This window comes from Shewanella phaeophyticola, from assembly GCF_025398315.1.
Taxonomy (GTDB): Bacteria; Pseudomonadota; Gammaproteobacteria; order Enterobacterales; family Shewanellaceae; genus Shewanella; species Shewanella phaeophyticola.
This window is the reverse complement of sequence record NZ_JAODOQ010000001.1, coordinates 2,425,414-2,451,564: the sequence shown is the minus strand read 5'-3', so window position 1 is coordinate 2,451,564 and position 26,151 is coordinate 2,425,414. Positions and strand designations below refer to the sequence as shown.

The window sequence follows — 26,151 nt, the reverse complement described above, 5'->3', positions numbered from 1 at the left end:
CACTAAAAAAGACTACATAAGACGTGTAAATGCTGCGTAAGTAGAAGCTCAATATAGTATTGAACATTACCGCTTTAAGGCCGCAGCAGCGGCCTTAATTGTTTTATTCCCATCGGCAATAGCGGTCTATGCTATTTGATGAAAAATTTAAGTTAACCCTTGTATGACGGATACCCAAATGCACCCAATTCAAACCGAAATGGATCAACTGACTCAGACCATCAATCAACACAACATTCGCTATTATGTTGATGATGCGCCTTCGATCCCCGACGCTGAATACGACAGATTGATGCAACGTTTGATTCAACTTGAAGGTGAATATCCACAATTTACGTTGTCAGATTCGCCAAGCAAAAGAGTTGGCGGTATGGCATTACAAAAGTTTGATCAAATTACTCATTTAAAGCCGATGCTCAGTTTAGATAATGCCTTTGAACAAAGTGATTTTGACGCATTCAACAAACGTATTACCGATAAGGTCGATCAAGTTGATTATGTTTGCGAACCTAAACTCGATGGCTTAGCGGTGTCGATTACTTATCGTAGCGGTGTGCTTGAACGTGCGGCGACCCGCGGCGATGGCTCAGTGGGCGAAGACATTACAGAAAACGTCCGCACCATTCGCTCAATTCCGCTTAAACTGCGTGGCGAAGGCTTTCCTGAACTGGTTGAGGTACGTGGTGAAGTCTTTATGCCTAAAGCGGCATTTGAGGCGTTAAATCAACGCCAAATCAGCAAAGGCGACAAAGTATTTGTTAACCCGCGAAACGCCGCAGCAGGCAGTTTACGTCAGTTAGACAGTAAAATTACCGCTTCGCGCGCCCTAGGTTTTTACGCCTATGCTCTGGGTGTTGTCGAAGGTGAATCGCAACCGATGCAATTGACCCATTTTGGCCAGTTAACCCAACTTAAACAGTGGGGGTTACCGATGAGTCAAGAAGTGAAAGTGTGTGACTCTGTCGAAAAAGTCTTTGCTTATTATCAAGATATTATGACACGTCGTAGTCAACTTGATTATGAAATCGATGGCGTAGTGATTAAGGTTAATGACATTACTAAGCAGCAGTCGTTAGGGTTTGTTGCTAAGGCACCACGATGGGCGATAGCCTATAAGTTTCCGGCACAAGAAGAAATGACCTTGCTTGAGTCTGTTGACTTTCAAGTGGGTCGCACTGGCGCGGTAACACCAGTAGCCCGCTTAAAGCCTGTGTTTGTCGGTGGTGTAACCGTTTCTAATGCCACATTACATAATGCTGATGAAATTGCCCGCCTTGGGGTTAAAATAGGCGACACTGTGATTATACGCCGAGCAGGTGATGTTATCCCACAAATTGTTGCCATTGTGGCAGAGCAGCGCCCTGATGATGCTCAAGATATTGTGTTTCCGCAACATTGCCCTGTGTGTCAAAGTGTGGTTGAGCGTTTAGAAGGCGAAGCCGTTGCGCGTTGCAGTGGCGGATTATTTTGCGAAGCCCAGCGCAAAGAAGCCATTAAACACTTTGCATCACGGAAAGCGCTTAATATTGATGGCATGGGTGATAAACTTGTTGAACAATTAATTGATAAAGAATTAGTGAAAACCCCAGCGGATTTATTTTCGCTCACAGCTTCTGCTGTCACTATGTTAGACCGTATGGCAATGAAATCGGCCACTAATATCGTTAACGCAATTAAGCAAGCCAAAACCACGACATTAGCGCGATTTTTGTATAGTTTAGGTATTCGAGAAGTCGGCGAGGCCACAGCGGCTAACCTAGCCCAGCATTTTGCTGAGTTTGAACGGATCCGCACTGCAAGTGTTGAACAGTTACTTGAAGTGAGTGATGTGGGCGAAGTGGTGGCTAAACACATAAGCCAATTTTTTGCACAACCGCATAATATTGAAGTCATTGAACAGTTACTTGAGGCTGGCATTACCTGGCCAGTGATAGAGCAAGCAGATGAGTCGCAGTTAAGCCTTAAGGGGCAAACCTGGGTGTTAACGGGGACGCTAACCCAGCTTAATCGAAATGATGCCAAAGCGCAGCTACAAGCCTTGGGCGCCAAAGTGGCTGGCAGTGTCTCTAAAAACACCGATTGTGTGGTAGCAGGTGAGGCAGCAGGGTCGAAATTAGCAAAAGCGCAAGAACTTGGCGTTAAAGTGATTGACGAGCAAGGATTATTAGACTTGCTCAATGCAAGTGATTAATCTGGACGTGATGAAGACTGAGTTTATGTTTATTGCCGTCGATAAGAGTATATTGTGAATTTTAGTCATATTACCTGGCTCGATGATCGCGGTTATATCAAACCACCGTTATTTTTGTATTTAATATTGGTGTTTTTGGCTCGTGGGTGGTGTATTTTTATTGCTTCACTCACTCAGTTTAATGACCGTTCAGGGCTTGTGAGACTGTTTTACCCAGAAAAAACTGACTTTATCTTAGCGTTAGTGGCAGGTGTGGGGGCAGTACTGGTTTATGGCTTGATTATCGCCGAGCGTAAACGCAGTTGGCTAATATTAAGGCCATTGTTTAGTAAAAGTATTTGGTTTTTATGGGCTTTACTTATTTTAGATGGGGTATTTTTACTGCAACGAATCGTGCATGATGACTATTTATTTAAACTGGGTTACTCACTTGATGCACTTTTTTTATTTTGGTCTGTTATTTATGTACTAAAATCAAAGCGGTTACATTACTACTTTGCCGATTGGGCTGTTGACGACAGTGAACCGTCTGAGGTGACAGAAAATCGTAATAAACCATAATGGCATCATCGCCCCAATGATATTCTCATTTCAGCCTTATAAGCTATTGTGAAAGGATCACGACTTTGGCAAAAACAGAATTAACCCAAATACCTGTTTCGCAGATGGTTATCGGTTTAACCGTTAAGCTACCTTTGTCGTGGACTAGTCATCCATTTTTCCGCAGTAAAGTAAAACTAGAACAACAAGTGCAAATCGAGATGATTAAAGGTCTTGATGTTGAGTTTGTTTATGTTATCGATGGCCATGATTTATTACCTGAGGTTGAAGAGGTCATTGAAGAAATCCCAGTCGAAGAAGAGCAAGTCAAAGAGATTGATTACCGCCTATTAGCTAAAAAAAGTATGCGAGTCAGTCAGCAACGGTTTGTTAAGTCTGTTAACGACAGCCGCACTGTGTTTGGAAAAGTATTGAGCGATCCAGAAGGCGCTTACCGTGAAGCAGCCACGTTAGTTGAAGAGTTAATTGAACACTTTTACGAAAGCGAAACGCCCCATCTAACCCTAGTAGGCAGTGGCGAAGCTGACGTAAGTGTGACTCAGCATGGTATTTCAGTTGCGGTTTTGTCTATGATGATTGCTTATGCGTTATCACTAAGCAAAAAAGAAATGCGTGATATTGCGCTAGGCAGTTTGTTTCATGACATTGGTAAGCTAAAAGTCCCCGAAGACATTAGGCGCAAACGAGGTGAATTAACCGATGTCGAAGCTAATTTTTTAAAAATGCACCCTAACTTTGGCTACGATATGCTAAAACGCACGGGGTTATTTCCTGAAGCGATGCTTGATATCGTATTGCACCACCATGAGTTTATTGACGGCAGTGGTTTTCCTCACCAATTAACCGAAGCTAAATTGTTAATCACTACGCAAGTTGTATCATTAGCCAATGATTACGAAACCTTGCTTAATCAATATCGTGCTCCGCAAGTCGCCTTGGGCATTTTATTTAAAAATCATAGTAATAAGCACAGTGATAAACTCATTTCAGTGTTGGTTAAAATACTCGGTATCTATCCTCCAGGCACCATTGTCCGCCTAAGCGATGACACGATTGCCAAAGTGATGATGACTACTGCAGATGTAAAACAACCTCATGTGTGGTCTTGCGATGTGACAGGCGCCGATCCTAGTTTTCGCTTTTTAATCAGTGAAAATGTGCACGTTAAAGAAGTCATTAAGCTAGACGATTTATCAGAAGGTGCAGTAAAAACGCTACAAGCCAATAATCCTATTAGCTTTTTCTTTAATCATTTTAATCACCAAGAGAATCAATGAAAACAATAACACTTATTGGATGTGGCTGGTTCGGTCTTCCTTTGGCGAAATACCTTATAAGCCAGGGTTTTCAAGTTAAAGCATCTAAACGCCAAGTCGATGATTTAGTCTCGTTGCCGCAATTGGGCATCAAACCCTACCAGCTAGATTTAGCCAATGTTAGCGATGACGTCAAAAGCTCTTCGCTATTTGATGCCGACGCCATTGTGATTAATATTCCTCCTAGGCTTCGTCGCGGCGATTCTGATTACATTACCTATTTAACTGAACTTAAATCATTAATGGGAACGCGGCCGTATCAAAAGATAATTTTTATCAGCACAACGGGAGTGTATCCCTCTGCTGATCAAACCGTAACCGAAGCTGATGCCAGCGCATTTAGTGATGCCAGCACCACATTGTTACAAGCGGAAGCCATGTTTGCAGCAATGCCCAATAGTTGTATTGTGCGATTTTCAGGCTTAATTGTACTCTAAGCGTCATCCTGGTCGCTTTTTTGCGGGTAAAACCGATGTGAGCGGCGCGAATGTGGCGGTCAATTTGGTGCACTTAGAAGATTGCATTGCTGCTGTTAGCTTGATTTTATCGAACCCTAACACCTTACCGATTTATAATCTGGCCGCGCCTGTTCATCCTACTCGCGGCGAGTTTTATGTTAAAGCCGCTGAACATCTTGGCCTAACGCCTCCAGAATTTAACCAACAAAAACAGCCCAGTAAAGTGATTGATGGTCAGTTAATTTGTCGCCATTTAGGCTATGAGTATCGTCAACCTAATCCGCTTAAAATGCTTGATGCTTGCTAAACTTGCATAGGCTATAATAGCCGGCATATTTTGAATAAAAGGCAATTATTGTGACGACTCAAACTCAAGCGTTTGCATTACTTCCAGGTGATGAATACGTAGAACTGTACAAAGTGTTAAAAGTACAAGGCCTAGTAAATGGCGGTGGCGATGCCAAGCATGTTATTACTGAAGGTCAAGTAACCGTCAATGGTGAGATTGACACCCGTAAACGTAAAAAGTGTGTGGTTGGCGATGTTATTTCATTTAACGGTGCAAATATTGAAATAGTTGCGGCGCAATAAAAGGACAAATACATGCAATTTCCAGATGATGATAATGGCCAAATGCTGGCAGCAATGGCAGACGCCGGTATTGATTTAACTCAGCCTCTTGAAGTGGACTTCTTCTTGGTGTTTGACGATCAGCGTGATGCTGAATCCGCGATGGAAGCGTTAACGCAAACTGAATTACAAGGCGAATTAGAGCTTAATTTTGACGAAGAAAGTACCAAGTGGGAAGTGATTGTTTGCCTACAAATGGTGCCAGAATATGATGCACTTGTTGCCAAAGAAACAGAGTTAAATAACTTTGCACAAGAGTTTGACGGTATTTCTGATGGTTGGGGCGTAATGCAGCATCAACATGGTGACGATGAGTTTGCTGACGATGACGATCACCAATGCAGTGAGCATTGCCACCACTAAAACCAATCAGCCAAGAATGTGATCATTCTTACTGGCTAACATCGCTTATAACGTTGTTAGAAATTTTGCAGGTAGAACAACTAGCTCGCTGCAATTTCTGCCTTATTCTAAGCGATTTTTCCTACGCAATCTCTGATCACTTATTTATCCTGATGGGTATAAAATCATTTATTCAATGAATAGCAAAAAGCCGTTAATGTTCAGCATTAACGGCTTTTTATTGTTAAAAAAATTAATGGGTTACTCTTTGATTTCTTCAACGACTTCTTTGGTTTCTCGACCAATGGCTTTTACCGTGTCGCGAGTTCCATGACCAATTGCAGTCGTGACCTTTTGGGTCGTGTGGCCTATTTCTCTGCCAGTCTGTTTTAATTCTGCGCAAGCGGATAAGCACAGCACCATCGCTAGGGACACTATGATTAAAATGACTTTTTCATTCATTGAAGTAACCTGCTAATTTGTAAGTGTTAAGTACAATATTAAAGCTCATATTGGTATCATATATGTCCAATCAACCTGAAATAATGATAAGTAAATGCCAATAAAGTTAACATTACAGCTTTAGTTAGCTACGGTTTATGGTTAAATCAGAAATATAGCCATGCTGCGTTGCCAGCAAGGCATTTTTTAGCATCAGCGCAGCTTCATCAGCTGTCATAAAACTTGAAGTGTCGATGTCTTTACCGCTAGTAGACCAAAAGTCGGTTGCCATTCCGCCAGGGTAAGCTGCAATCAACTTCATTGGGCTGCCTTTTAGTTCTAACCTTAACGATTCAATTAAGCCTTTCACTGCCCACTTTACCGCACAGTAAGTCGACTCATGTGCTTTTCCGGCAAGAGCTGCAGTAGACATGACCACCACCACATTGACTTTTTGATCGCGATAACGGCTCACCAGTTCGCGTAACACCAAAATACTTGAGGTCAGATTATTGTGGATAAGCTGGTTTATAGCTTGTGGGTCTTGTTGTTCAATCAGCCAAAATAGCCACTGCCAGCACAATGAATAACCGTGGCTGGCGGCGAAGGTAACTGAGAAAATAATTGACTTACCTCTTCAGAAACACATAAATCAGCAGCATGTAGAGAAACATTGGCTTGTTGGGTTGGACAGAGCTTAGCCCAAACGGCGGCTAATTTTTGCTCGCTGCGACCGCTAATGAGCAGTTGGCATTCGTCCGCTGCATATTGTTGGGTAAGGGCTGCACCTAGGCTGCTGCTGGCGCCAGTAATCACTATCATAAAAAACCTTTAGGTAAATATTCACTAAGCTGATCACTATACCAATGCGTATACAAACCGCAATCATGGCGAGAGTGAATGGCAGATTACTCCCTAATTCAGTAAGCATGAATAAATAACGCTTTGTATTTTGTCGTTAAAGATTGTCTAATAACGCCTTGTCATTTCTGACTCACGTTTGTCGCTATTTACGAGAACCTTCATGTTTGAACTCACACTCCAACTCGCGTTGATTTTATTTATTGTCGCTTTGCTTGCCGGATTTATTGATTCAATAGCCGGCGGTGGTGGCCTTTTGACCATTCCGGCATTAATGTGGGCTGGCTTACCTCCTGCAGCAGCGCTCGGTACTAATAAACTTCAAGCCTGTGGTGGCAGTTTTTTTGCCAGTTTGTACTTTGTTCGCAAAGGCATGGTGGATTTACGCAGTATGAAGTTGTCACTGATGTGCGCTTTTATTGGCGCGGCAATAGGTACCATTTTTGTGCAGATGATTGACGCTGAATTACTTGAGTTAGTCTTACCATTTTTAATTTTAGCGATTGGTTGTTACTTTTTATTGTCGAAAAAGATCAGTGAAGATGATCGCCAACAAGTGTTAACCCCAAGTGTGTTTGCTTTTACTGCTGCGTTAGGCGTTGGGTTGTATGATGGATTTTTTGGTCCGGTACTGGGAGCTTTTTTGCATTGGCTTTTGTGTCGCTGGCTGGATTTGGTTTAGCCAAAGCCACAGCGCATGCCAAGTTACTTAATTTTGCGACCAACATCGCCTCACTGATTTTCTTTTTAATTGGTGGTCAGGTAGTGGTGGTTTTAGGATTAATTATGCTGGTGGGACAATCTATTGGTGCCACATTGGGTTCACGTTTAGTGGTGACTAAAGGTGTTAAAATCATTAAGCCTTTGGTGGTCGTGATGTCATTTGGCATGAGCCTCAAATTATTATGGTCGCAATATATGTAAGTATGATCATGTGACGGTATTTATGACTAAACCCGCCAATAGCCTTGGCGGTGGGTAATACTTAGAATTAAAGGGATGTTATGCGCATTATTCACACATCTGATTGGCATTTAGGTCAATATTTTTACGGCAAGAGCCGCGCGGCCGAACATCAGGCCTTTATGCACTGGTTGCTAAGCCAAATTGAACAGCATCAAGTCGATGCACTGATTGTCGCTGGCGATATTTTCGATACCGGCACTCCACCAAGCTATGCGCGTGCCTTATATAATCAATTTGTGGTGCAAATTCAACAAAGCGGCTGCCAGTTGATTATTTTAGGCGGCAACCATGATTCCGTCTCAACCCTTAACGAATCAAGACATCTTTTGGCTTGCCTGAATACCACCGTAATTCCTGGCGCATTTGAGAGTGTTAACGAACACGTTATGCCATTCAAAAATCGTCAAGGTGAGGTGTGCGCTATTTTGTGTGGGCTGCCTTATTTGCGACCAAGAGATATGGTACTGAGCGAATCAGGAGAATCGTCGGGAGATAAGCAACGTAAGTTAGGCGAAGCCATAAGCGATTTATACCAGAGCTGTTTTGAGCAAGCTTGTGCGTTAAATGCCACATTACCTAGCCCCGTAGCCATCGTCGCAACCGGACATTTAACCACAGTAGGCGCCAGTACATCAGAGTCGGTGCGTGATATTTACATTGGCAGTTTAGATGCCTTTAATGCGGCGCAATTCCCGCCAGCTGATTACATTGCCCTTGGGCATATTCACCGCCCACAAGTGGTGGCTAAGTCTGAACATATTCGTTACAGCGGCTCACCCATCCCTTTGAGTTTCGATGAGTTATCAAGCCAACATGAAACGAATAAATCAGTGTTTTTAGTCGAATTTACTGAAGGAAAACTCAATTCTGTCACGCCACTTATGGTGCCGCTGTTTCAGCCCATGCAAGTATTAAAAGGCGATTTAGCCAGCATTGAACAACAACTGAGAGCTTTTGATGACAAACACAACGCCGAACAAACAACCTGGTTAAGCATTGAAGTGTCGCAGCAAGATTATTTATCTGACTTACAATCGCGAATTGCTGATTTAACTCAAGACAAAGCTGTCGAAGTACTACAACTAAAACGAGCTCGAAGTCAACGTCAGCAGCACATCAAACAACTGGACAACGAAACCCTATCAGAGCTGAGTGTCAGCCAGGTGTTTGCTCGCCGTTTAGCTCAGGAGCAATTTGACACAGCAGCACAACAAGCACAGCTCAGTAGGATTAACCAATGCTTTGAACAAGTGGTCGCCGAGGTTGAAGCTGAGCGTAATCATCAGGAAACTGCAGCAAGCCATGTGCTGCAAGAGGCAAACAGCCCAACAATAACGGAAAATAAACAACTGGATAACGCGCAAGAAGGTGACCAAGGATGAAGATTTTAAGCCTGCGTTTTAAAAACATTAACTCACTTAAAAATGAGTGGAAAATTGATTTTACCCAATCGCCATTTGCTGAAAACGGCCTGTTTGCCATTACTGGCTACAACAGGTTCAGGTAAAACCACTATTTTAGATGCCATCTGTTTAGCGCTGTATCATCGCACGCCGAGATTAAATAACATTTCAAAAACCACCAACGAGCTCATGACTCGCGGCACTGCAGAGTGTTTAGCCGAAGTGGAGTTTGAAGTAAAAGGCGTCGCTTATCGCGCCTTTTGGAGTCAGCGCCGCTCACGGGATAAAGCCGACGGCAATTTGCAGGATGCGCAAGTGGAGTTGGCATTATTACGCGACGGTAAAATTCTTGCCAGTCAAATTAAACGTAAAACCGAATTAGTCGAACAAATTACCGGCCTAGATTTTGCCCGTTTTACTAAGTCGATGATGTTATCTCAAGGGCAGTTTGCCGCTTTTTTAAATGCCGATGCCAATGACCGAGCCGAATTATTAGAAGAGCTGACCGGCACTGAAATTTATGGCTTAATTTCAGCACGAGTGCACCAACACTTTAGTGAAGCTAAAACCAATTTAAAGGTGTTAGAAGCCAAGCTTGGCAGTGTTGAATTACTCGATGATGAGCAACGTGAAGCGCAGCAACAACACATTGAGCAACTCAATCTAACCTTGAAATCCCAGCAGCAACAGTTAACCCAATTAACAGGGTATTTAACCTGGGCGGATAATGTCCAACAAACTCAAACAGCGTTAAGCAATGCTAATGAGCAGCAACAGCAAGCGCTTGAACGCCAGCAACAACATGACTCTGAACTGACACAATTGGCGCACAGTGAGCCCGCTCAGCTCATTGCCCCCTTGTTTGAGCAACAACAAAAAGCACAGCAAAAAGTCACAGCCTTGGCCGCGCAAATGACTCAGCTTGATGAACTGGCGCAGATGGCACAATCTGAGTTACAGACTCATCAGCAACAACATGGTCAACATCAACAACAGCTTGAGCAAGTTACCCAAGCGCATAAAGCCTTATTGACCTTAATTGAGCAACAAGTATTGCCACTTGATCAACAGATTCATCAGGTCAATTATCAACTATCGCAAGTGTCATCAAGTTTTAAACAAACGCAGTCACAACAACAAAAATCACAGCAACAGCAACAACAACTGCTAAACCAGCATCAATCGCTTAACACTGCCAAACAGCAAATTGAACAGCAACTCAATGCATTGCCACAAGGTCAGGATATCGCTAAAGCCTTCGGCGCGTGGCAATCGCAATATGCCCAAGTTCAGCAATTAACTGAGCAATTGGCACAACTTGAACAGCAATCTAAGCAGCATCAACTCAATACTGAGCAAACTCAGGCATCTTTAAACCAATTGAGCCCACAAATGACCCAGGCACAATTGGTATTAACCCAAGCGACAGCCCAACACACTGGCAGCCAGCAAGTTCTGGACAATTTATTGGCTGGTGAAGATGAGTCGCAAATCAGCGCGCAGTATCAGCAATGTGTTGATCAACAAGCAGGGCGCTATCAATTAACTCAACTGTTTATTCAATATGTCCGCTCGCAACAGCAATGTCAGCAACTGAGTCAGCAGTCAGTCCAGTTTGACAAAGAGTTAACCGCTATCGCGCAATCATTAACAGCAGTTCGTGCTCAGTGGAGCGATAAAAATCAACAAGTGAAAGATGTACAAACATTATTGCAGCAAGAGCAGCAAATCGCTAACTTGACCTTAGAGCGAGCTAAATTAAAAGCGGGCGAGCCGTGTGCATTATGTGGTGCTACAGAGCATCCATTAGTTGAGCATTATGAGACGCTTAATGTGTCTGCCACTGAACAGCGGGCGCAGCAATTACAAACCGAACTCGACAGCATTAAAAAGCAGGGCGAGGAGCTTAAAAACCAACAAACTGCACTGCAAGTCAAGTTTGACAATAGCACATCACAACTTAATCAAGCACAAGCAGAATTGCACAATATTGAGCAACAATGGCAGCAGCAAACTGATGCCTTGTCGGTGAGTTTAATTCTTGATAATCAACAGCAAGCAGCGTTAGATGATTATATTGCCGCCGCCGAAGCACAGCAGCAACAATTAGCCACAAAGCTTACTCAGCTCAACCAATGCCAAAAAACGTTACATCAACATCAGCAACAATGCGTTCAAGCTGAGCAAACCGTGAGCCAACTGATTAACCAGCAAGGTTTGTTAACTCAACAACTTGAAAATACAAAACAAAGTGCTGTGGCACAGCAGCAGCGAATTGACACCTTAACCCAACAACAAACTGACATGGTTAATCTGCTATCAAAGCAAATTATCGCCAATGGATTGAGTGCCCCCACTCTCCATGACGCCAAGCAGTGGTTAACGGCATTACAACAACAGTTAACGGATTGGACCAACGCGCAACAACAAGCCATCGACAATCAACAACAACTGACAATCACCAGCGAAAAAATCGCCAGTAACCAACAACAGTCAGATGAGGTTAATACCCAACTCTTGGCGCAGCAGCAACAGGTTGAGCAAGTACAAAGCCAACTTGAAAACTTACAAGCTAAGCGTAAAAGCCTGTTTGCAGACAAAGTGGTCGATGATGAAAAACAATTAAGTCTGCACACGTTAGAGCAAGCCCAGCAACAAGTGGCACTTGCAGAGCAGCAATTACAAGCGGCAGATAAGAAACATTCCACGTTACGTGTTCAGCAGCAAGGTGTGATGAGCCAAAAGACCGATGCAGAGCAAGAGTTACAACAACTGCAAACACAGTGGCAAGATGCGTTATTACAGAGTCCATTTACCGATGAAACAGCGTTTAATGCCGCATTACTGACACCACAAAAGCGTGAAAAACTACAACAACTTAAGCAACAACTCGATAATGATATTGTCAAAGCAAACACCTTGGTTGAGCAAGCCTTAATACGGCAAACTGAGCTGACTCACAATGGTGAGCAGCATGAATATGATATGACTCAACATGAGGTTATTGCGCACAAGCACCAAGCGCTCGACGTTGAAATACAGCAACATAAACAAACATTGTGGCGATTAAGTCACGAACTAGAACAAGACGCCAGCAAAAGAGCTGGGCAGCAACAACTGTTAATTGAACAAGCTCAACTGCAACAAGAATACGATGATTTAGCTTATCTACATTCGTTAATAGGTTCACAAAAGGGCGATAAGTTCCGTAAATTTGCTCAAGGGCTTACTTTGGACCATTTAGTTGCGTTAGCTAACCGACAACTAGAGCGCCTGCAAGGGCGGTACTTATTGGAGCGAAAAGAGTCTGATGCGTTAGAACTACAAGTGCTTGATACATGGCAGGGCGATGCTGTGCGTGATACCAGAACCTTGTCAGGTGGCGAGAGTTTCTTAGTGAGTTTAGCCCTTGCCTTAGCGCTTTCTGACCTTGTGAGTCATAAAACGAGCATTGACTCACTGTTTTTAGATGAAGGCTTTGGTACGTTAGACAGTCAAACCTTAGATACTGCACTCGATGCACTCGATAATCTTAATGCATCGGGCAAAATGATCGGGGTGATTAGTCATATTGAAGCAATGAAAGAGCGGATCAATGTGCAAGTAAAAGTGAATAAAATGAACGGGCTCGGTATCAGTAAATTACAAAGTGAATTTGCTGTTGTAGGATAACGATCGGCTTCAAACTCCCGTGATTGCTGCAATCAAGTTCAAATTAATTATGAATTAAATGACATTTTATATTTGTAATATGATTATTATTTGATATAAAAGAGCGTTGATATGCAGTTTGAGTGCAAAGAACGGTATTTTAAGTGGTTTTTACCGGACGGCGTAGCATCAAATATTGGGGCATATTTTTAATAAAAACGATGTGATGGCATAGAGTTAGTTCGTGCTATGCCTATTTCGCAATAACAATTTGCAGTGAAAGAAAACAATAAATATAAAGCGTCATCTTTTAGGGTGGATTAGACATTGCTAACGAGTAAAATTATGGGCTTTCAAAGGCCAGATGTAAGTTCGTTGAACTTACCCAACTTGCACAAGAAGTTATTGCTAGCAAGTGTGTTTGTGGTTGGTGCTGCCTTGTTATGGCCAACACAACAAGAATTTTCATCTCAACGTATTCCTGTCGCTATTGATATCGATTCATTATTACCGCAAATAGCACAACAATCTCAGGCGCCAATTGTTGCTCAACCAGTGACGCCTATTTTAAACCGCGTGATTGAACGTGGCGACACGTTAAGCCATTTGTTTGAACTTGCCGGTATCGATCAACGTACCATGTACAAAGTACTTGAGGCAGACTTAGAAGTATTAGCTTTAGATACGTTACTGCCAGGCAACCGTATTCAGTTTTGGGACAATGCCAACGGCGAACTTGAAAAGCTAGAACTGTATTTTAATCCTGCTCATCAAGTGGAATTTACTCGCTTTGACGATGGTAGTTTCGAAGTAAACGACATCCACATTGATGGTATTTGGCAAAACCGTATTGTCGGTGGTGAGATTAACGGATCATTTTATGTTTCGGCTAAAAAAGCAGGTTTAAGTGCTGGCGAAATTCAAAAAGTCGAATCTTTATTAAAATCGAAACTCAACTTTTCACGCGAATTACGTGCCGGCGATACCTTTTCTGTGTTGGTTAATGATCAATTTGTTGAAGGTGAGCCAACGGGCGTGACCTCAATTGAAGGTATTCGTATTAACACTGGCCGTCGTGATGTCACCGCATTTCAAAATGTTGACGGTAATTATTACGATGTGAACGGCCAGAGTTTAGCACCAGCGTTCCAGCGTATTCCGCTTAATAAAAAGTACCGTTTAAGCTCGCGCTTTAACCCTAATCGTAAACACCCAATCACGGGTCGTGTTCGTCCACATAACGGCACCGATTTTGCTACACCTATTGGCACTAAAGTTGTTGCGCCAGGAGACGGTGTTGTCACTATGGTGACAAAACATGCGTTTGCGGGTAATTATATTGTGATTGAACATGACAACAAAGTACGCACTCGCTACTTACATTTATCGAGGTTTTTAGTCAAGAAAGGGCAACGAGTGACTCGTGGTCAAGTTATCGCATTATCAGGTAATACCGGTGCATCAACGGGACCACATTTACATTATGAGTTCATTGTCAATGGTCGCCCAGTCGATGCAATGAAAGCCAATATTGCTGAGGCTAAAGTGTTGCCTAAAAAGCAATTACAAGAGTTTCAGGCGCTAGTACGTAGCCGTACGATGATGATGGATTTAGGGTGATTTCGCTTATACTTGATTGAATCACTCGATAGAATAATACTCATAAAAATGCAGCCATAGGGCTGCATTTTTTATGTTTGTTTGCTCGCTGTATTTATACCATTTCCATTAATTATGTGACCAATCAGAGTCGCTCAGACTGTCCAGTTTGAGGCGCATTGTTGAAATAATGGTTATTCCCTTCTAAGGCAATGCAACAAAGAAATGGACAGTCTGAGCGCCTCCTGCAAGGCGGGTTTCTGTGCCTTCTATGCTGCTTAATAGGATTTTGACGTAGAGTCACTATGCCTACAATCCTATTACTTGCCTAGAAGGCACAGAATTCCCGCTGAATGACCAGATAATTAGTGGAATTGGTATTTATTCTCTAATGAAGTGGTTAAATAGCATTACTTTAATCTAGATTAAGTTATCTTCTTTATTTTATCGGTAACATTTGTCATGGCTGACCACAGACAGCAAAATGGATAAAACAGCACCCAGAAAGTGTGCTGTTTTTTTGTTGTTATTACAACACGATAATTAAGAGGGTTGGACTTGAGCACTTTGTTTACAGAAACTCGCATTGGCAACATGTTACTAAAAAACCGCTTTGTTCGAAGCGCTACTTGGGAAAATATGGCGACAGAAGATGGCCATATGACAGAAAAATTATACGGCATCTACGAAGAACTGGCTAAAGGTGAAGTTGGCCTAATAGTGACGGGTTATGCCAATATTGTAGAAGAAGAAAAACCCAATGCTGGCATGATGGGCATGTACAACGACTCTTTTGTGGATGAATACCAAAAGCTTACCGACTTAGTCCACGATTATGACGCAAAAATCATCATGCAGCTTGCCTACGGTGGCACCAAAACTACCCACAACGTTGGTGAAAGAGTGATTTATGCACCAAGCGAAGTATGCGAAAGAGGTACTCAAACCTTAGGCAAAGCGATGACTAAGGCTGAAATAGACTACATCGTTCAGGCTTTTGCTCAAGCAAGTCGAAGAGCCCAAGAGTCTGGATTTGACGGCGTTGAAATTCACGCGGCACATACATATCTGATTAATCAGTTCTTAAGCCCATATTATAACCGACGCGAAGATGAGTACGGCGGTAGCTTAGAGAATCGAATGAGATTTTTATTAGCGATCTACACTGAAACCAGAAAGCTTGTTGGTGATGATTATCCAATACTGGTTAAGCTGACCGCCTCTGAGTTTTTTGAGGGGGGCTTAACCTTTGATGAAACGCGCACCGTTTGTCAAAAATTAGCCGCGTTCGGGGTGGATGCCATCATTATCTCGGGCAATATCCATGGCAAGGCGAATACCATGATTGGTGAGTCTTTTGACGGATATACCATCCAAGAAGAAGGCTACTTTCATGAATACGGCCACGCTATTAGCCAAGACGTTAATGTGCCAATTATTACCGTGGGCGGATTAACGGATATTGATGCAATAGAAGCGATTGCCAATACAACCGATATTCAATTCTTTGCTCTATCAAGACCTTTGTTGTCTGAACCGCATTTAATAAAGCGCTGGATAGAAGGCGACAGAGCCCCCGTTGAGTGCGAAAGATGTTCCAAATGTCGAACAAAGCGTGGCAATTTTTGTGTCGTTAATAAGGACAGAAAATCGCAATTAGCCCGTTTATAAACTGAGCAATAACCTTTCTCAATTACATCATGAGTCAGTAGTAATTTTCTGGCTCATGGCGTTTAAAAACGGTTAAACAGAGTTTCACCCCAGTTGAATACTTTATTAGATACTCTGGAGCCTGTTGTTCTTTTCTGGTTGAATTTTGTTCTGGTCATTAGCTGATACTAATCATGAGCAATAACACTGCTTATGAATATCGCGCAGGTGGTATTGGTATCGCGATTATCTGCTTTAACAGTGTTTTTAAGATAACCACCACATATCATTCTGAATCGAGTATGTATTTTCACCTCAAAGAAATCGACGTGCCATTTAATGTTAAAATACAGGTCATGCATTACAGTTATTCTGAAGAATAAACGCCAGACAGCCGTGTTAGCTGAGGTTTAAGCGCTTCAGTTGTGGTGATAAACTCAGCTTTATATCAAGTATTAGACAAGTATTAGGTTAAGTAATGAAGCAGAATATCGTTCATATAGCACTCGTAGTAAAAGATTACGATGACGCAATCGATTTTTACGTCAACAAATTAAACTTTGAGCTTATCGAAGATACTTATCAGCCTGAACAAGATAAACGCTGGGTTGTTGTCGCGCCGCCAAATTCACACGGTACCGCGGTATTACTGGCTAAGGCTTCAAAGCCAGAACAGCACGGTTTTATAGGTAATCAAACGGGTGGGCGCGTGTTTATCTTTTTGAATACAGATGATTTTTGGCGCGATTATAAGCGGATGAAATCGATTGGTATTCACTTTTTACGGGAGCCACAAGAGCAAGACTATGGCACAGTTGCTGTATTTGAAGATTTATACGGAAATTTATGGGATTTACTTCAGCTAAACCCCGAACACCCAATGGCAAAAAGGTAATGGCGAACTTTATCTTGGCGATTATTAATCACTTACTAATTAAACGTTAGGTTAATGACTTAAATTGAAGTCTTACCGTTCAATCCAACTACAACACATTGTAGATATCGAGGTTTTAATGGGTATAGACATTATCCACCATGAAGATGAACACGTTATTCATTCGCTAACGTCTGGTTTGCGGCAATTTAATGTAGAACATTTAGGTAACGAAAGCACTCAGCCACTCACAATAGTGGCTCGCAACGATGACGGAGATGTCATTGGTGGTGTAGGTGGGCGAATCCATTTATAAAAACTTTTTGATTAATATCGTTTGGATCCATGTTAATCATAGAGGAAAAGGCTTAGGCCAAAAGCTCATGCAGATAGCCGAAGTTGAAGCCATTAAACGTGGCTGTTTAATTGCACAACTTGATACCCTGGATTTTCAAGCACCAAGTTTTTATCAAAAACTAGGTTTTAGCATTATCGGTACCGTGCCTAAATTCCCTGGTAGTCCTGAGCGCTATTTTATGATGAAACATTATCGTTAATTTTCCTAGTGAAAAACGATAGCCAATCAAAATTATTCTATAGCCTCATGACAAGCCACATTATTTGTCTACACTTTAATTTGTAACAACAGCTTGTTATCTTCGATGTGAACAACAGCGTATTATCCATGGAATATCGATACCTTAAGGGATTAAAGTATGTCAGTTGAAAGCCAAGTGCATCCCCAAATATTTGCTCATTTTAATATATTGCATTCAACCGCTAGCTCTGTGATGGACGGTAAGTTAAGGTCATTTTTTATTGATAAGCGTTTAAATCACTTTCTATGTCTGATCATTTTTCTCATTTTATTCGGCTGTGGTACAACTGATGCAAATTCTAATGGGCCAGAAAAATCCGTAGTGCTATCAAGTCACTATTACAGTGACTTATATGCTTGGAATCATACAGGAGGATTGCAACAAACCCGTTTAGGTCGAGGTATTAATGTTGGTAATTTTTTAGAAGCTCCAAATGAAGGTGATTGGACGGGTGGCAGACTGTTGGTTGAGGATGATTTTAAAAAAATAGCCAAAGCAGGTTTTAAAAACGTAAGAATTCCTATCCGCTGGTCTGCTCATGCTGAAAAAACATCTCCCTATACCATTAACGCTGCATTTATGAATCGCGTTAAAGATGTTGTTGGCTGGGCTAATAGTGCCGGTTTAAAAGCGATTATAAATGTGCATCATTACACAGAGTTAATACGCGCTTCAGAAAGAAATAAAGCTCATCATATCAGCCGATTAAAAGTCATTTGGCAACAAATTAATCAACATTTCCCATTATCTGAATACTCGCGAACGGATGTGGTTTTTGAATTATTGAACGAGCCTAATGGCAGTATTCATTATAATGATTGGAATAAAATTGTAGAAAATTTACTCGCAGTCATTTGGGGGGATATGGCTAAGCAACTGAGCGATGGTAAACAACAGAGGATTGTTATGGTTGGGACCGCTGATTGGAATATCCCAGAAATGCTGACAAAGTTGGTGTTACCAAACTATGCGAATAAAAATAACACCATTATAACCATACATAATTATAAACCTTTCCACTTTACTCACCAAGGGGCTAAATGGGTGGGAGAATCACGTAAATGGATTGGCACTACCTGGCTGGGCACTGAAAATGACCAAGCTCCATTAATCAAGATGTTTGACAATATCGCGCGTTGGAATGCGAAACCTGAGCGTAATTTTGAAATTTTTTTGGGTGAGTTTGGTGTTTATTCACGCTATGTTGATCCGCTACAACAAAAAGCCTGGACTGCTTTCATTGCCAGAGAAGCTGAAAAAAGGAATATTAGCTGGGCATATTGGGAATATTCATCGAGTTTTGGCGCTTTTGATAATAATACTCAACAATGGCGACCGCAGTTAATAGAAGCATTAATACCAAAACAATGAAGTATATGGATTAGTGTGGAGTTAATATTATAAAAATGGTTAATGTTCATATGTTGCATTGGTTTGCCGTAACGAGTCATCACTCATACTTAACATTATCTGCATCGGCTTCTGTTCTTGGGTCCATTTCATAAGCTGTTGGGCTGGCCATATCTGTCACAGCGCGAAAGCTTTCTTTGGTTTCGAGTGTTGATGGGATTGTGTGACTACGGCGTCTCAATAATACGATAACAAAAAAGGTGGTGAGGCATATACCGGTAAAGGCGTATAACCCTTGAGCACCTAAGAGCCCCATAGCAAGTGATGCTATTGGTGCCCCGATGGCAGACGATAACCCAAGAGTGATGAGCATGGCACTGCTTATTTCAACAAAGTCTTCTGAGGTTGCGTTGTCATTCGCGTGAGCTAAGCATATTGCGTACAACGTCATACAGGTTCCTCCCCAAAAAAAGGCTGAAATAGCTGCCGGCCAACCACCAAAGGTACTGAAAATATAGGGAAGTCCGATAAATAACATTGACACCAAAGCACCGGCTAGCGCGGTAAACATCAGGACACTTCGTCGATCAAAACGGTCAGAAAACTTACCTAAAGGCACCTGAAAACAAGCTCCACCAAGCACAGTAGCGGATAAGAATGCGCCTAATTGGATACTATCAAAACCATTATCTTTCGCATAAATAGGAGCCAAAGCCCAAAATGCACCAGTAACAAACCCCGCTACTACCGCGCCAATCAGCGCGACATGAGAGTGTTTCCACACTTTGGCCATATTTATTGTCACTTGTTTAACGACTGCCGGTGCAGATGAACGAGTCAATGATACTGGGATTATCGCAATAGATATGAATATAGCCGCTAAACCGAACAACATGGATTCTCTTGAACTGCCTAAGTTAAACAGCTGCTGACCGCACATGACCATGACTAAATTTAATGTGGTGTAAATAGACAGTATTGAACCACGGTTACTTGCTGTTGATGTACCGTTTAACCAACTTTCAATAATCATATATAAGCCAGAAATCACCACGCCGATGAGAAAGCGTAACAATAGCCAGCTATAAAATTCAGGTAACAGAGGGAACACTAAAATGACAACAGAGTAGCATGTCGCGAGTACGGCAAAGCTACGTATATGACCCACCCGTTTAAGCATGTAAGGTGTGGCTACGCAACCTGAGACAAAGCCTAAAAAATAGCCTGACCCCGTTAATGCCACTTGCGTGTCACTGAACCCTGATTCACTCGCCGCAATGGGCAGCAAAGTAAGCAATAAACCATGACCAAGTAATAGAAAGGCATTAGACAAGAGTAGAGATGAAATTGGGATTAACGCATTTAACATGTTACTCCAAAGGCTACTATGTCATATGCACAGGCATACGATGAGCCAATATTTGTAATATTTAATTCAGGTTTTCTATGCGGACTGTACTCTTATGTGTTGCTATTTTGATGCTATTGTTCCGCAAATCGACTATGACTAGCGTGCTAATGAGCGATTGTTTCTGTTAGATTAGCTTATCAACATCATCAAGGTTGGAAGATTTATGCCAAGTATTTGGGTTGTTTTTTATTCAATATTATCAGACGATTAGTTTGTGACTGTCACGATGAGATTAACTTAATAGCACCAACGCGGTAGGCATTTTATTTATGTTGCACTTATATTGAACAAATTTGAATATCACAAAGTGCCAAAAAAATTAGGGGAAGTGATGAATCTCAATCAAGTGACATTACCGGTGTCGAACATGGATAAGGCGGTGGCGTTTTATCAATTATTGGGGTTTACCTTAATCGTTGATACCCCACATTATGCGCGCTTTGAATGCCCGATAGGGCAGAGTACCTTTTCGTTATCACTAGAGCCTGAACCGACAACGAATAGCGCAGTGATTTACTTCGAACATGCAGAGTTAGACAGCTGGGTAAATGACTTGCAAGCAAAAGGGATTGAGTTTGCTCAGCGACCAAAAGATGAAAGGTATTTATGGCGTGAAGCAGTATTGTTTGACCCAAGTGGTAATAAACTTAAGCTTTATTGGGCGGGGGATAATCGCTTAAATCCACCTTGGCGAGTGAATTCATAAACCGGTACGAGCCGCTTGCCTGACTTTACTATACTGTGTGGTGGCAAGGAGTAATGACTTATCGTGATGTGAATGAGGGGCTAAGCGTTATTGGCGCATTAACCCCATCATAATCAGTTATAACTCGATGAAGATATCTTCAAGTGCTAAACGTGCTTTAGGTAGGCCGTGATTATAGTCCTCGCTATCCATGTGGTAACCCATGGCTAAGGCCACGTCACATACATAACCCTCTAATTCCTGTTCAAACTCTTTACCAATTAAGGTGGCATCGACACCTTCCATTGGGGTTGAGTCAATCCCTAAACGTGCCAGAACATGCAAAGTATTACCTAAGGCTATGTAGGTTTGTGCTTTAGTCCAGTAGCCGTTATAACCATTTTCATCAGTGTTTGCCTCTGCAAAGGTAAACCCACCATTAAGCATGTTATCAAACATTTCTGCCGGTAAATGACCAGAGGACACTTCAATATCCACTACTTTTTTGTACTGTTCTTTAGTAAAACGAGGGTTGTAAGCAAATAAAATAATATGTGATGCCGCTTTTGCATGGTGTTGATTAAATTGATACATGTTGGCATAAGTATCATGAAAACGCTGTTTAGCTTCATCACTTTCAATAATGATAAATTTCCATGGTTGCGCATTAATTGAAGAGGCCGATAAACGCATTGCTTGTTTCAATACATTCATATCCTCAGCTGAAATACGCTTACTTGGATTATATTTCTTGGCGGTGTAGCGATTGTTAAGATCTTGAATAATTTGATGAGTCATATTTCTCTCCAACATAATAATACGTCCAAGCTATGCAACATTGATGTTTTAAACAGGCCTTTAACATTCAAGCTTGCTGCTCTGTAAGTTGCTAAGCATGATATAGACCAAACCCGGGAACAAACATAGGCACAATGCCAAATCATTATGGACAAATAAATCCATAATAAGGTTGTGATAATGGCGTACACCAATGTAAATTACGTGATGATATGGAGAAAACGTGAGGGGGACGTCAACAGACAAACACGCATTCTGAATAGATAAGGAATAAAACGGTGTAACAGTTGTTGATTTTGAGTTGATAGACTCAATCAATACTTTAACTGTAAGGCGATTGCCCAGCCTCTTCGGCGACCAGCCATACTCGCATATCAAACTCATACTGGTGGTAGTCTGGCAGCATAAAAGTGCACAATTGATAAAAGGCTTTATTGTGGTCTTTTTCACGAAGATGAGCGAGTTCATGTACCACTACCATTTGCAGCAGTTCAAACGGGATGTGCTTTAAGCGTGAAGAAATACGAATTTCATTTTTGGCTTTAACTTTATTGCCCTGACGGCGATTGACATAAGAATGTAATCCGAGAGCGTGGTGGCTGACATTAATTTTTTCGTCAAAAATCACTTTGGCTAATGGATCTGATTGACGCATATAAGTGTTTTTTAACTCTATCGCCATATCATATAAAGCTTTGTCTGTACGGATATCATGCACGCGCGGGTAGCGACTTAAAAAGTGAGCACCTAATGCGTTGCTATCAACAAGCTGACCAATTTGCAAGACAACTTCTGGTCGGTAACCGCTTAAATAACGTAAAGCACTTTGTTCACTTTGCTGCTGTTTAATGTCGGCGCTGGTAATGAGCTTACTCATATCTGTTTTGGGCTTTAATGCCTGACTTGCCGTTTTCAGTGGCATTTGGGGTGGGGCTTGACGGCTTTTGGGTTTATTGTCTGGCATGAGGGCAACTTGGAAGGCAATTAAATGTGAGTGGTAATGTAGATGATTAAGGCGTTACTAACTATTGCAGTAACGCCTTAATATGGCAAGCTTATGCTTTACCAAAAATAATGCGGTTATGTTGCACATAGGCCACATCAAATGCGTTTTGTTGTACGCGCTTAAGATCTAACGATTCAAAGTCGACTTGTGGTGGATTTCGCTTTAACTGCTCTTTGATTGCGACAGGCGAGATAATATTAACCGGAAGGTCGGTAATCTGAATCGCCGCTTCGAGTTTAAAGCTGGTAGCGCTACCAGCTAGTTTACCTTTTTGTTCACGTTCAATAATCACAATTTGATCGACTTTGTAATCTTCCATCAGTTTGTGGAATGCAAAGTGAAACTCACGAATACTTTCAGTTTCATTTGAGTTTGATACGCTAAAAGACACTTTACGACACGCGGGTACGTTGAAGGTTTCGCCTTCATAAGTCAGCATGCTGATAATGGCTTCGCCACCCTTTAATTCTACACCACAAATTTTCATGTTAATCCTTACTGTTTCTATACTGCACACCTGTTTACACTGATGTGTCGTTGTGCTAATAGTCGTGCTAATAGTCGTGCTAATAGTCGTGCTAATAGTCGTGCTAATAGTCGTGCACAACCCTTTATATTGTTTGCTTAAAAGACGCTGATTAACCCGAGTTCAGGTGATTTAGTCTTCTGAACTCTTGTCTTCTTCAATTATTTGAATCGGTTTGGCTTTACGGCGCATTGGCGCGTCCCCTATGTCAACACCGGTGATAAAGCGTTTGTCGCGCTTAGGTGCTGGTTTGGCCTTTTTAGCCTTATTGGTTTTATTGCCTGCAGCGACCTTGGTTTTGCTGGTGGCGGTTTTACCGGCTGTCGGCTTATCTTTTAAGCCACTAAATTTAGCTTTCATGCCCTCGATAACAGTGAGGTCAAAGTTTTTACGTAAAAAGAGCTGCACTTTTTTAAAGCTGTCCCAATCTTTGGAAGTCCAACAAATGAGATTGCATCACCTTTTGCGCCAGCACGGCCTGTACGGCCAATGCGGTGTACGTATTCTTCAGCAAATTTTGGCATGTCAAAGTTAATCACTAATGACACGTTAACTAAATCAAGACCGCGAGATGCCACATCGGTGGTGACCAGTATTTGCGACTGACCACGGGCAAATTGATCCATGATTTGATTACGAGCCGATTGTTTTAAGTCGCCGCTCAGTGCTGAAGTGACAAAACCTTGCGATGCCAATAATGTGGCCAAACGGTCAGTGTCAGCACGTGTCGCAGTAAAGATGATGACTTGCTTATGCTGTTCTTGATTAAGAATGTGTTGTAACAGCGCTTGTTTGTGGTCTAAGTGATCCGCAAGGATGATACGCTGAACAATATCTTTATGCTCAGTATACGATTCACCAATAGCCACATGGCTTGGCGTTTTAAGTAAAGTCGCAGCAATTTCATTAATGCTGTCATGATCTAGGGTGGCAGAGAACATTAATGTTTGGCGACGCTTATGATCGGCAGCATCATTAATGGCTTTTAATTGCGGTGCAAACCCTAAGTCGAGCATACGGTCTGCTTCATCAAGTACCAGCAACTCAAGTCCATTTAAATACAAGTGACGTTGTTGTAAGTGATCGGCAATGCGACCTGGTGTGGCCACAATAAAATGTGGGTCACGTGCCAGAGCTTTAGCCTGGTCGTTAAAATTTTCTCCGCCTAACACACTAATCGCTTTGTATTGAGTGTTGGCCACTAACAAACGCAGTTGGCCGTAAACTTGTTGGGCTAATTCGCGCGTAGGTAATAGCACTAATACACGCGGATCTTTTTTAGACAACGCTTTCGTTGAGATAACCCGCTGCATAGCGGGTAATAAAAACGCTAAAGTTTTACCTGAACCCGTTTTAGACGAGGCCATTAAATCTTTACCAGATAAGGCAATGGGCAGTGCTTGCGCTTGAACATCGGTCGGCGTGGTAATGCCAAGGTGCTTTAAACTGTCAAGCAGGCGCTTGTCCAATTGAAAATCGGTAAATTGCAAAGGTAAATCCCCTAAAAATTGATAGCCACGGATTATAGCCGTTTCACTGTGCTATAGCCAACAAGAGTCGCTTTAGTTATGCTATTTTTTGACTGTCATCATTTGTGCGTAAAATTGATAGGAAGATTACTTTTGGCATAAGCTATTGTTGTTGAGTGATGGAAATCATAGTGTGTTTGAAGGGAATAAATATGACAAAGCTGACTGTAGGATTAGCATTAGGCAGCGGCGCCGCAAAAGGGTGGGCGCATATTGGGGTCTTAAAAGGATTAGCCTCGTTAGATATTTATCCAGATAAAATTGCCGGTTGCTCGGTGGGCGCATTGGTTGGGGCGGCTTATGCTAATGAACATTTAGATGAGCTCGAAGCCTGGGTCAGTGGTTTTTCTAGCTGGGATGTACTCGGGCTCATGGATTTAGGCTGGCGTAAAGGCGGCTTAATTAGTGGCGAAAAAGTGTTTGACGTTTTAGCGAGCCGCATTGGTAGCCTTGATATTGAAAAACTCAAACGTCCCTTTGCTGCAGTGGCAACAGACTTATATTCTGGACAGGAAATTTGGTTCAGAGAAGGAGATTTACGCCATGCCGTGCGAGCATCATGCTCTATGCCGGGTTTTTTACCCCCAGTACAACAAGACAACCGCTGGCTAGTCGATGGCGCGGTGGTGAACCCTGTGCCGGTGTCTTTGTGCCGCGCTATGGGGGTCGACATTGTTATTGCCGTTGATTTAAATGGTCATCGCCGTGGCCATATGCACATGTTGCCTGAGCAAGTTAAAAGCCGCGAACCTAAACCATCAGAACCGATTACAGAAAAAAAGCAGTTAGAGTCGGGTTTTATGGATCTATGGGGTAAAGGCAAAGATTACATGAGCGGCTTAACCGATAAGTTTTCCCTTGGTGGCAGTAAAACGCACCCTGGGATGATTGCAGTAATGTCGCAATCAATGGACATTCTTGAACAACGCCATAAACGTTCACGCTTGATGGGCGAACCACCTGACATTTGCATCGTGCCCGATGTTGCTGATATTGGCACTATGGAATTTCATCGTGCTAAAGAAGCGATTAAAGCGGGTGAATTGGCGGTACATGATATTGCCCATTTACTCGAAGCAACATTATTTGAGCGATAAAAAGTCGTAACAGGTTACACATTATCCATGGTATCCAGATGTAGCCTGTTACGGAGCGATTTTTAGCAATTTTTTCTAAGTAAATTCACTATTCCTGTTATACCCACCAGTCTGCTTTCTTATGATCTGGATCAAAGAAGCTTATCCCGATATAGCGCCTAATACACAGCATATAGTGTTAATTGATACTGTCGCGCCGATATATGG

Annotated in this window: 21 protein-coding genes and 4 pseudogenes; 18 read left to right on the top strand and 7 right to left on the bottom strand. The window is 42.1% G+C overall.

Features of this window, described 5'->3' with window-relative positions; all coding sequences use genetic code 11:
* Positions 1–178 precede the first annotated feature (178 nt).
* The 6 genes and pseudogenes from ligA to N4T56_RS11405 all read left to right on the top strand — a co-directional run bounded on the left by ligA (position 179) and on the right by N4T56_RS11405 (position 5,519).
* Positions 179–2,191 (top strand): NAD-dependent DNA ligase LigA, encoded by a 2,013-nt coding sequence (gene ligA / locus N4T56_RS11430; protein ID WP_390904039.1) that lies wholly within the window; start codon positions 179–181, stop codon positions 2,189–2,191.
* 54 nt (positions 2,192–2,245) lie between these two features.
* Positions 2,246–2,752, top strand: a complete 507-nt coding sequence (locus N4T56_RS11425) for a DUF2919 domain-containing protein (RefSeq protein ID WP_261733306.1) — start codon at positions 2,246–2,248, stop codon at positions 2,750–2,752.
* Between the two features lie 65 nt (positions 2,753–2,817).
* Positions 2,818–4,029, top strand: a complete 1,212-nt coding sequence (locus N4T56_RS11420; RefSeq protein WP_261733305.1) for an HD-GYP domain-containing protein — start codon at positions 2,818–2,820, stop codon at positions 4,027–4,029.
* Positions 4,026–4,833: pseudogene (locus N4T56_RS11415) on the top strand (SDR family NAD(P)-dependent oxidoreductase). Before N4T56_RS11420 ends, N4T56_RS11415 begins: the two are co-directional and overlap by 4 nt.
* Before the next feature lie 50 nt (positions 4,834–4,883).
* Entirely contained in the window at positions 4,884–5,117 is a 234-nt protein-coding gene (locus N4T56_RS11410) for an RNA-binding S4 domain-containing protein (RefSeq protein ID WP_188920148.1), read from the top strand.
* Positions 5,118–5,129: 12 nt separating this feature from the next.
* Positions 5,130–5,519, top strand: coding sequence for a ribonuclease E inhibitor RraB (locus N4T56_RS11405; RefSeq protein ID WP_261733304.1), 390 nt, complete (start codon positions 5,130–5,132; stop codon positions 5,517–5,519).
* A 240-nt stretch (positions 5,520–5,759) separates the two neighbouring features.
* Here the strand turns inward: N4T56_RS11405 and N4T56_RS11400 are convergent, their stop codons facing one another.
* Together N4T56_RS11400 and N4T56_RS11395 are read right to left on the bottom strand one after the other, a co-directional pair.
* Positions 5,760–5,960 (bottom strand): hypothetical protein, encoded by a 201-nt coding sequence (locus N4T56_RS11400; RefSeq protein WP_261733303.1) that lies wholly within the window; start codon positions 5,958–5,960, stop codon positions 5,760–5,762.
* Positions 5,961–6,084: 124 nt separating this feature from the next.
* Positions 6,085–6,761, bottom strand: a pseudogene (locus N4T56_RS11395) (SDR family NAD(P)-dependent oxidoreductase).
* 295 nt (positions 6,762–7,056) lie between these two features.
* Here N4T56_RS11395 and N4T56_RS11390 point away from each other — a divergent pair.
* From N4T56_RS11390 to N4T56_RS11350, 10 genes and pseudogenes are all read left to right on the top strand, one after another.
* A pseudogene (locus tag N4T56_RS11390) lies at positions 7,057–7,724 on the top strand (TSUP family transporter).
* An 80-nt stretch (positions 7,725–7,804) separates the two neighbouring features.
* The gene (sbcD, locus tag N4T56_RS11385; RefSeq protein WP_261733302.1) at positions 7,805–9,148 is read left to right on the top strand and encodes an exonuclease subunit SbcD; all 1,344 of its coding nucleotides are present in this window, start codon (positions 7,805–7,807) and stop codon (positions 9,146–9,148) included.
* Positions 9,149–9,190: 42 nt separating this feature from the next.
* On the top strand, positions 9,191–12,841 hold the full coding sequence (locus N4T56_RS11380) for an AAA family ATPase (protein WP_261733301.1): 3,651 nt from the start codon (positions 9,191–9,193) through the stop codon (positions 12,839–12,841).
* Between the two features lie 324 nt (positions 12,842–13,165).
* On the top strand, positions 13,166–14,440 hold the full coding sequence (locus tag N4T56_RS11375) for a peptidoglycan DD-metalloendopeptidase family protein (RefSeq protein ID WP_261733300.1): 1,275 nt from the start codon (positions 13,166–13,168) through the stop codon (positions 14,438–14,440).
* 537 nt (positions 14,441–14,977) lie between these two features.
* Entirely contained in the window at positions 14,978–16,090 is a 1,113-nt protein-coding gene (locus N4T56_RS11370; RefSeq protein WP_261733299.1) for an NADH:flavin oxidoreductase, read from the top strand.
* Between the two features lie 173 nt (positions 16,091–16,263).
* Entirely contained in the window at positions 16,264–16,452 is a 189-nt protein-coding gene (locus N4T56_RS11365) for a hypothetical protein (protein WP_261733298.1), read from the top strand.
* Positions 16,453–16,547: 95 nt separating this feature from the next.
* Positions 16,548–16,964 (top strand): VOC family protein, encoded by a 417-nt coding sequence (locus N4T56_RS11360; RefSeq protein ID WP_261733297.1) that lies wholly within the window; start codon positions 16,548–16,550, stop codon positions 16,962–16,964.
* A 64-nt stretch (positions 16,965–17,028) separates the two neighbouring features.
* The gene (locus N4T56_RS22480; protein ID WP_315903038.1) at positions 17,029–17,259 is read left to right on the top strand and encodes a hypothetical protein; all 231 of its coding nucleotides are present in this window, start codon (positions 17,029–17,031) and stop codon (positions 17,257–17,259) included.
* Positions 17,240–17,500 (top strand): GNAT family N-acetyltransferase, encoded by a 261-nt coding sequence (locus N4T56_RS22475; protein ID WP_315903037.1) that lies wholly within the window; start codon positions 17,240–17,242, stop codon positions 17,498–17,500. The genes N4T56_RS22480 and N4T56_RS22475 overlap by 20 nt, the downstream gene beginning before the upstream one ends.
* Positions 17,501–17,659: 159 nt before the next feature.
* The gene (locus N4T56_RS11350) at positions 17,660–18,913 is read left to right on the top strand and encodes a glycoside hydrolase family 5 protein (RefSeq protein WP_261733296.1); all 1,254 of its coding nucleotides are present in this window, start codon (positions 17,660–17,662) and stop codon (positions 18,911–18,913) included.
* Between the two features lie 79 nt (positions 18,914–18,992).
* Here N4T56_RS11350 and N4T56_RS11345 read toward each other — a convergent pair whose 3' ends face one another.
* Complete coding sequence (locus N4T56_RS11345; RefSeq protein WP_261733295.1) at positions 18,993–20,261, bottom strand: MFS transporter; 1,269 nt, start codon at positions 20,259–20,261, stop codon at positions 18,993–18,995.
* A 373-nt stretch (positions 20,262–20,634) separates the two neighbouring features.
* Between N4T56_RS11345 and N4T56_RS11340 the strand changes: the two genes are divergently transcribed.
* Positions 20,635–21,009, top strand: coding sequence for a VOC family protein (locus N4T56_RS11340; protein WP_261733294.1), 375 nt, complete (start codon positions 20,635–20,637; stop codon positions 21,007–21,009).
* 117 nt (positions 21,010–21,126) lie between these two features.
* Here N4T56_RS11340 and N4T56_RS11335 read toward each other — a convergent pair whose 3' ends face one another.
* From N4T56_RS11335 to N4T56_RS11320, 4 genes and pseudogenes are all read right to left on the bottom strand, one after another.
* Positions 21,127–21,786 carry a nitroreductase family protein gene (locus N4T56_RS11335; protein WP_261733293.1) on the bottom strand — a complete coding sequence of 220 codons (660 nt, stop codon included), beginning with the start codon at positions 21,784–21,786 and terminating at the stop codon, positions 21,127–21,129.
* A gap of 322 nt (positions 21,787–22,108) precedes the next feature.
* Positions 22,109–22,663 (bottom strand): YgjP-like metallopeptidase domain-containing protein, encoded by a 555-nt coding sequence (locus tag N4T56_RS11330; RefSeq protein WP_261734807.1) that lies wholly within the window; start codon positions 22,661–22,663, stop codon positions 22,109–22,111.
* A gap of 178 nt (positions 22,664–22,841) precedes the next feature.
* Positions 22,842–23,279 carry a DUF3010 family protein gene (locus N4T56_RS11325; RefSeq protein ID WP_261733292.1) on the bottom strand — a complete coding sequence of 146 codons (438 nt, stop codon included), beginning with the start codon at positions 23,277–23,279 and terminating at the stop codon, positions 22,842–22,844.
* 171 nt (positions 23,280–23,450) lie between these two features.
* A pseudogene (locus N4T56_RS11320) lies at positions 23,451–24,808 on the bottom strand (DEAD/DEAH box helicase).
* A gap of 191 nt (positions 24,809–24,999) precedes the next feature.
* Here N4T56_RS11320 and rssA point away from each other — a divergent pair.
* Positions 25,000–25,944 carry a patatin-like phospholipase RssA gene (rssA, locus tag N4T56_RS11315; protein WP_261733291.1) on the top strand — a complete coding sequence of 315 codons (945 nt, stop codon included), beginning with the start codon at positions 25,000–25,002 and terminating at the stop codon, positions 25,942–25,944.
* The last annotated feature ends 207 nt before the right edge of the window (positions 25,945–26,151 follow it).

Excerpts from the sequence above, each read along its gene's own strand:
- N4T56_RS11340 (WP_261733294.1), top strand. The coding sequence starts at position 20,635 with ATGAATCTCAATCAAGTGACATTACCGGTGTCGAACATGGATAAGGCG.
- N4T56_RS11400 (WP_261733303.1), bottom strand. The coding sequence starts at position 5,960 with ATGAATGAAAAAGTCATTTTAATCATAGTGTCCCTAGCGATGGTGCTG.
- N4T56_RS11345 (WP_261733295.1), bottom strand. The coding sequence starts at position 20,261 with ATGTTAAATGCGTTAATCCCAATTTCATCTCTACTCTTGTCTAATGCC.
- N4T56_RS11325 (WP_261733292.1), bottom strand. The coding sequence starts at position 23,279 with ATGAAAATTTGTGGTGTAGAATTAAAGGGTGGCGAAGCCATTATCAGC.
- rssA (WP_261733291.1), top strand. The coding sequence starts at position 25,000 with ATGACAAAGCTGACTGTAGGATTAGCATTAGGCAGCGGCGCCGCAAAA.
- N4T56_RS11330 (WP_261734807.1), bottom strand. The coding sequence starts at position 22,663 with ATGAGTAAGCTCATTACCAGCGCCGACATTAAACAGCAGCAAAGTGAA.
- ligA (WP_390904039.1), top strand. The coding sequence starts at position 179 with ATGCACCCAATTCAAACCGAAATGGATCAACTGACTCAGACCATCAAT.
- N4T56_RS11405 (WP_261733304.1), top strand. The coding sequence starts at position 5,130 with ATGCAATTTCCAGATGATGATAATGGCCAAATGCTGGCAGCAATGGCA.
- N4T56_RS11350 (WP_261733296.1), top strand. The coding sequence starts at position 17,660 with ATGTCAGTTGAAAGCCAAGTGCATCCCCAAATATTTGCTCATTTTAAT.
- N4T56_RS11380 (WP_261733301.1), top strand. The coding sequence starts at position 9,191 with ATGAGTGGAAAATTGATTTTACCCAATCGCCATTTGCTGAAAACGGCC.
- N4T56_RS11375 (WP_261733300.1), top strand. The coding sequence starts at position 13,166 with ATGGGCTTTCAAAGGCCAGATGTAAGTTCGTTGAACTTACCCAACTTG.
- sbcD (WP_261733302.1), top strand. The coding sequence starts at position 7,805 with ATGCGCATTATTCACACATCTGATTGGCATTTAGGTCAATATTTTTAC.
- N4T56_RS11360 (WP_261733297.1), top strand. The coding sequence starts at position 16,548 with ATGAAGCAGAATATCGTTCATATAGCACTCGTAGTAAAAGATTACGAT.
- N4T56_RS11365 (WP_261733298.1), top strand. The coding sequence starts at position 16,264 with ATGAGCAATAACACTGCTTATGAATATCGCGCAGGTGGTATTGGTATC.
- N4T56_RS11335 (WP_261733293.1), bottom strand. The coding sequence starts at position 21,786 with ATGACTCATCAAATTATTCAAGATCTTAACAATCGCTACACCGCCAAG.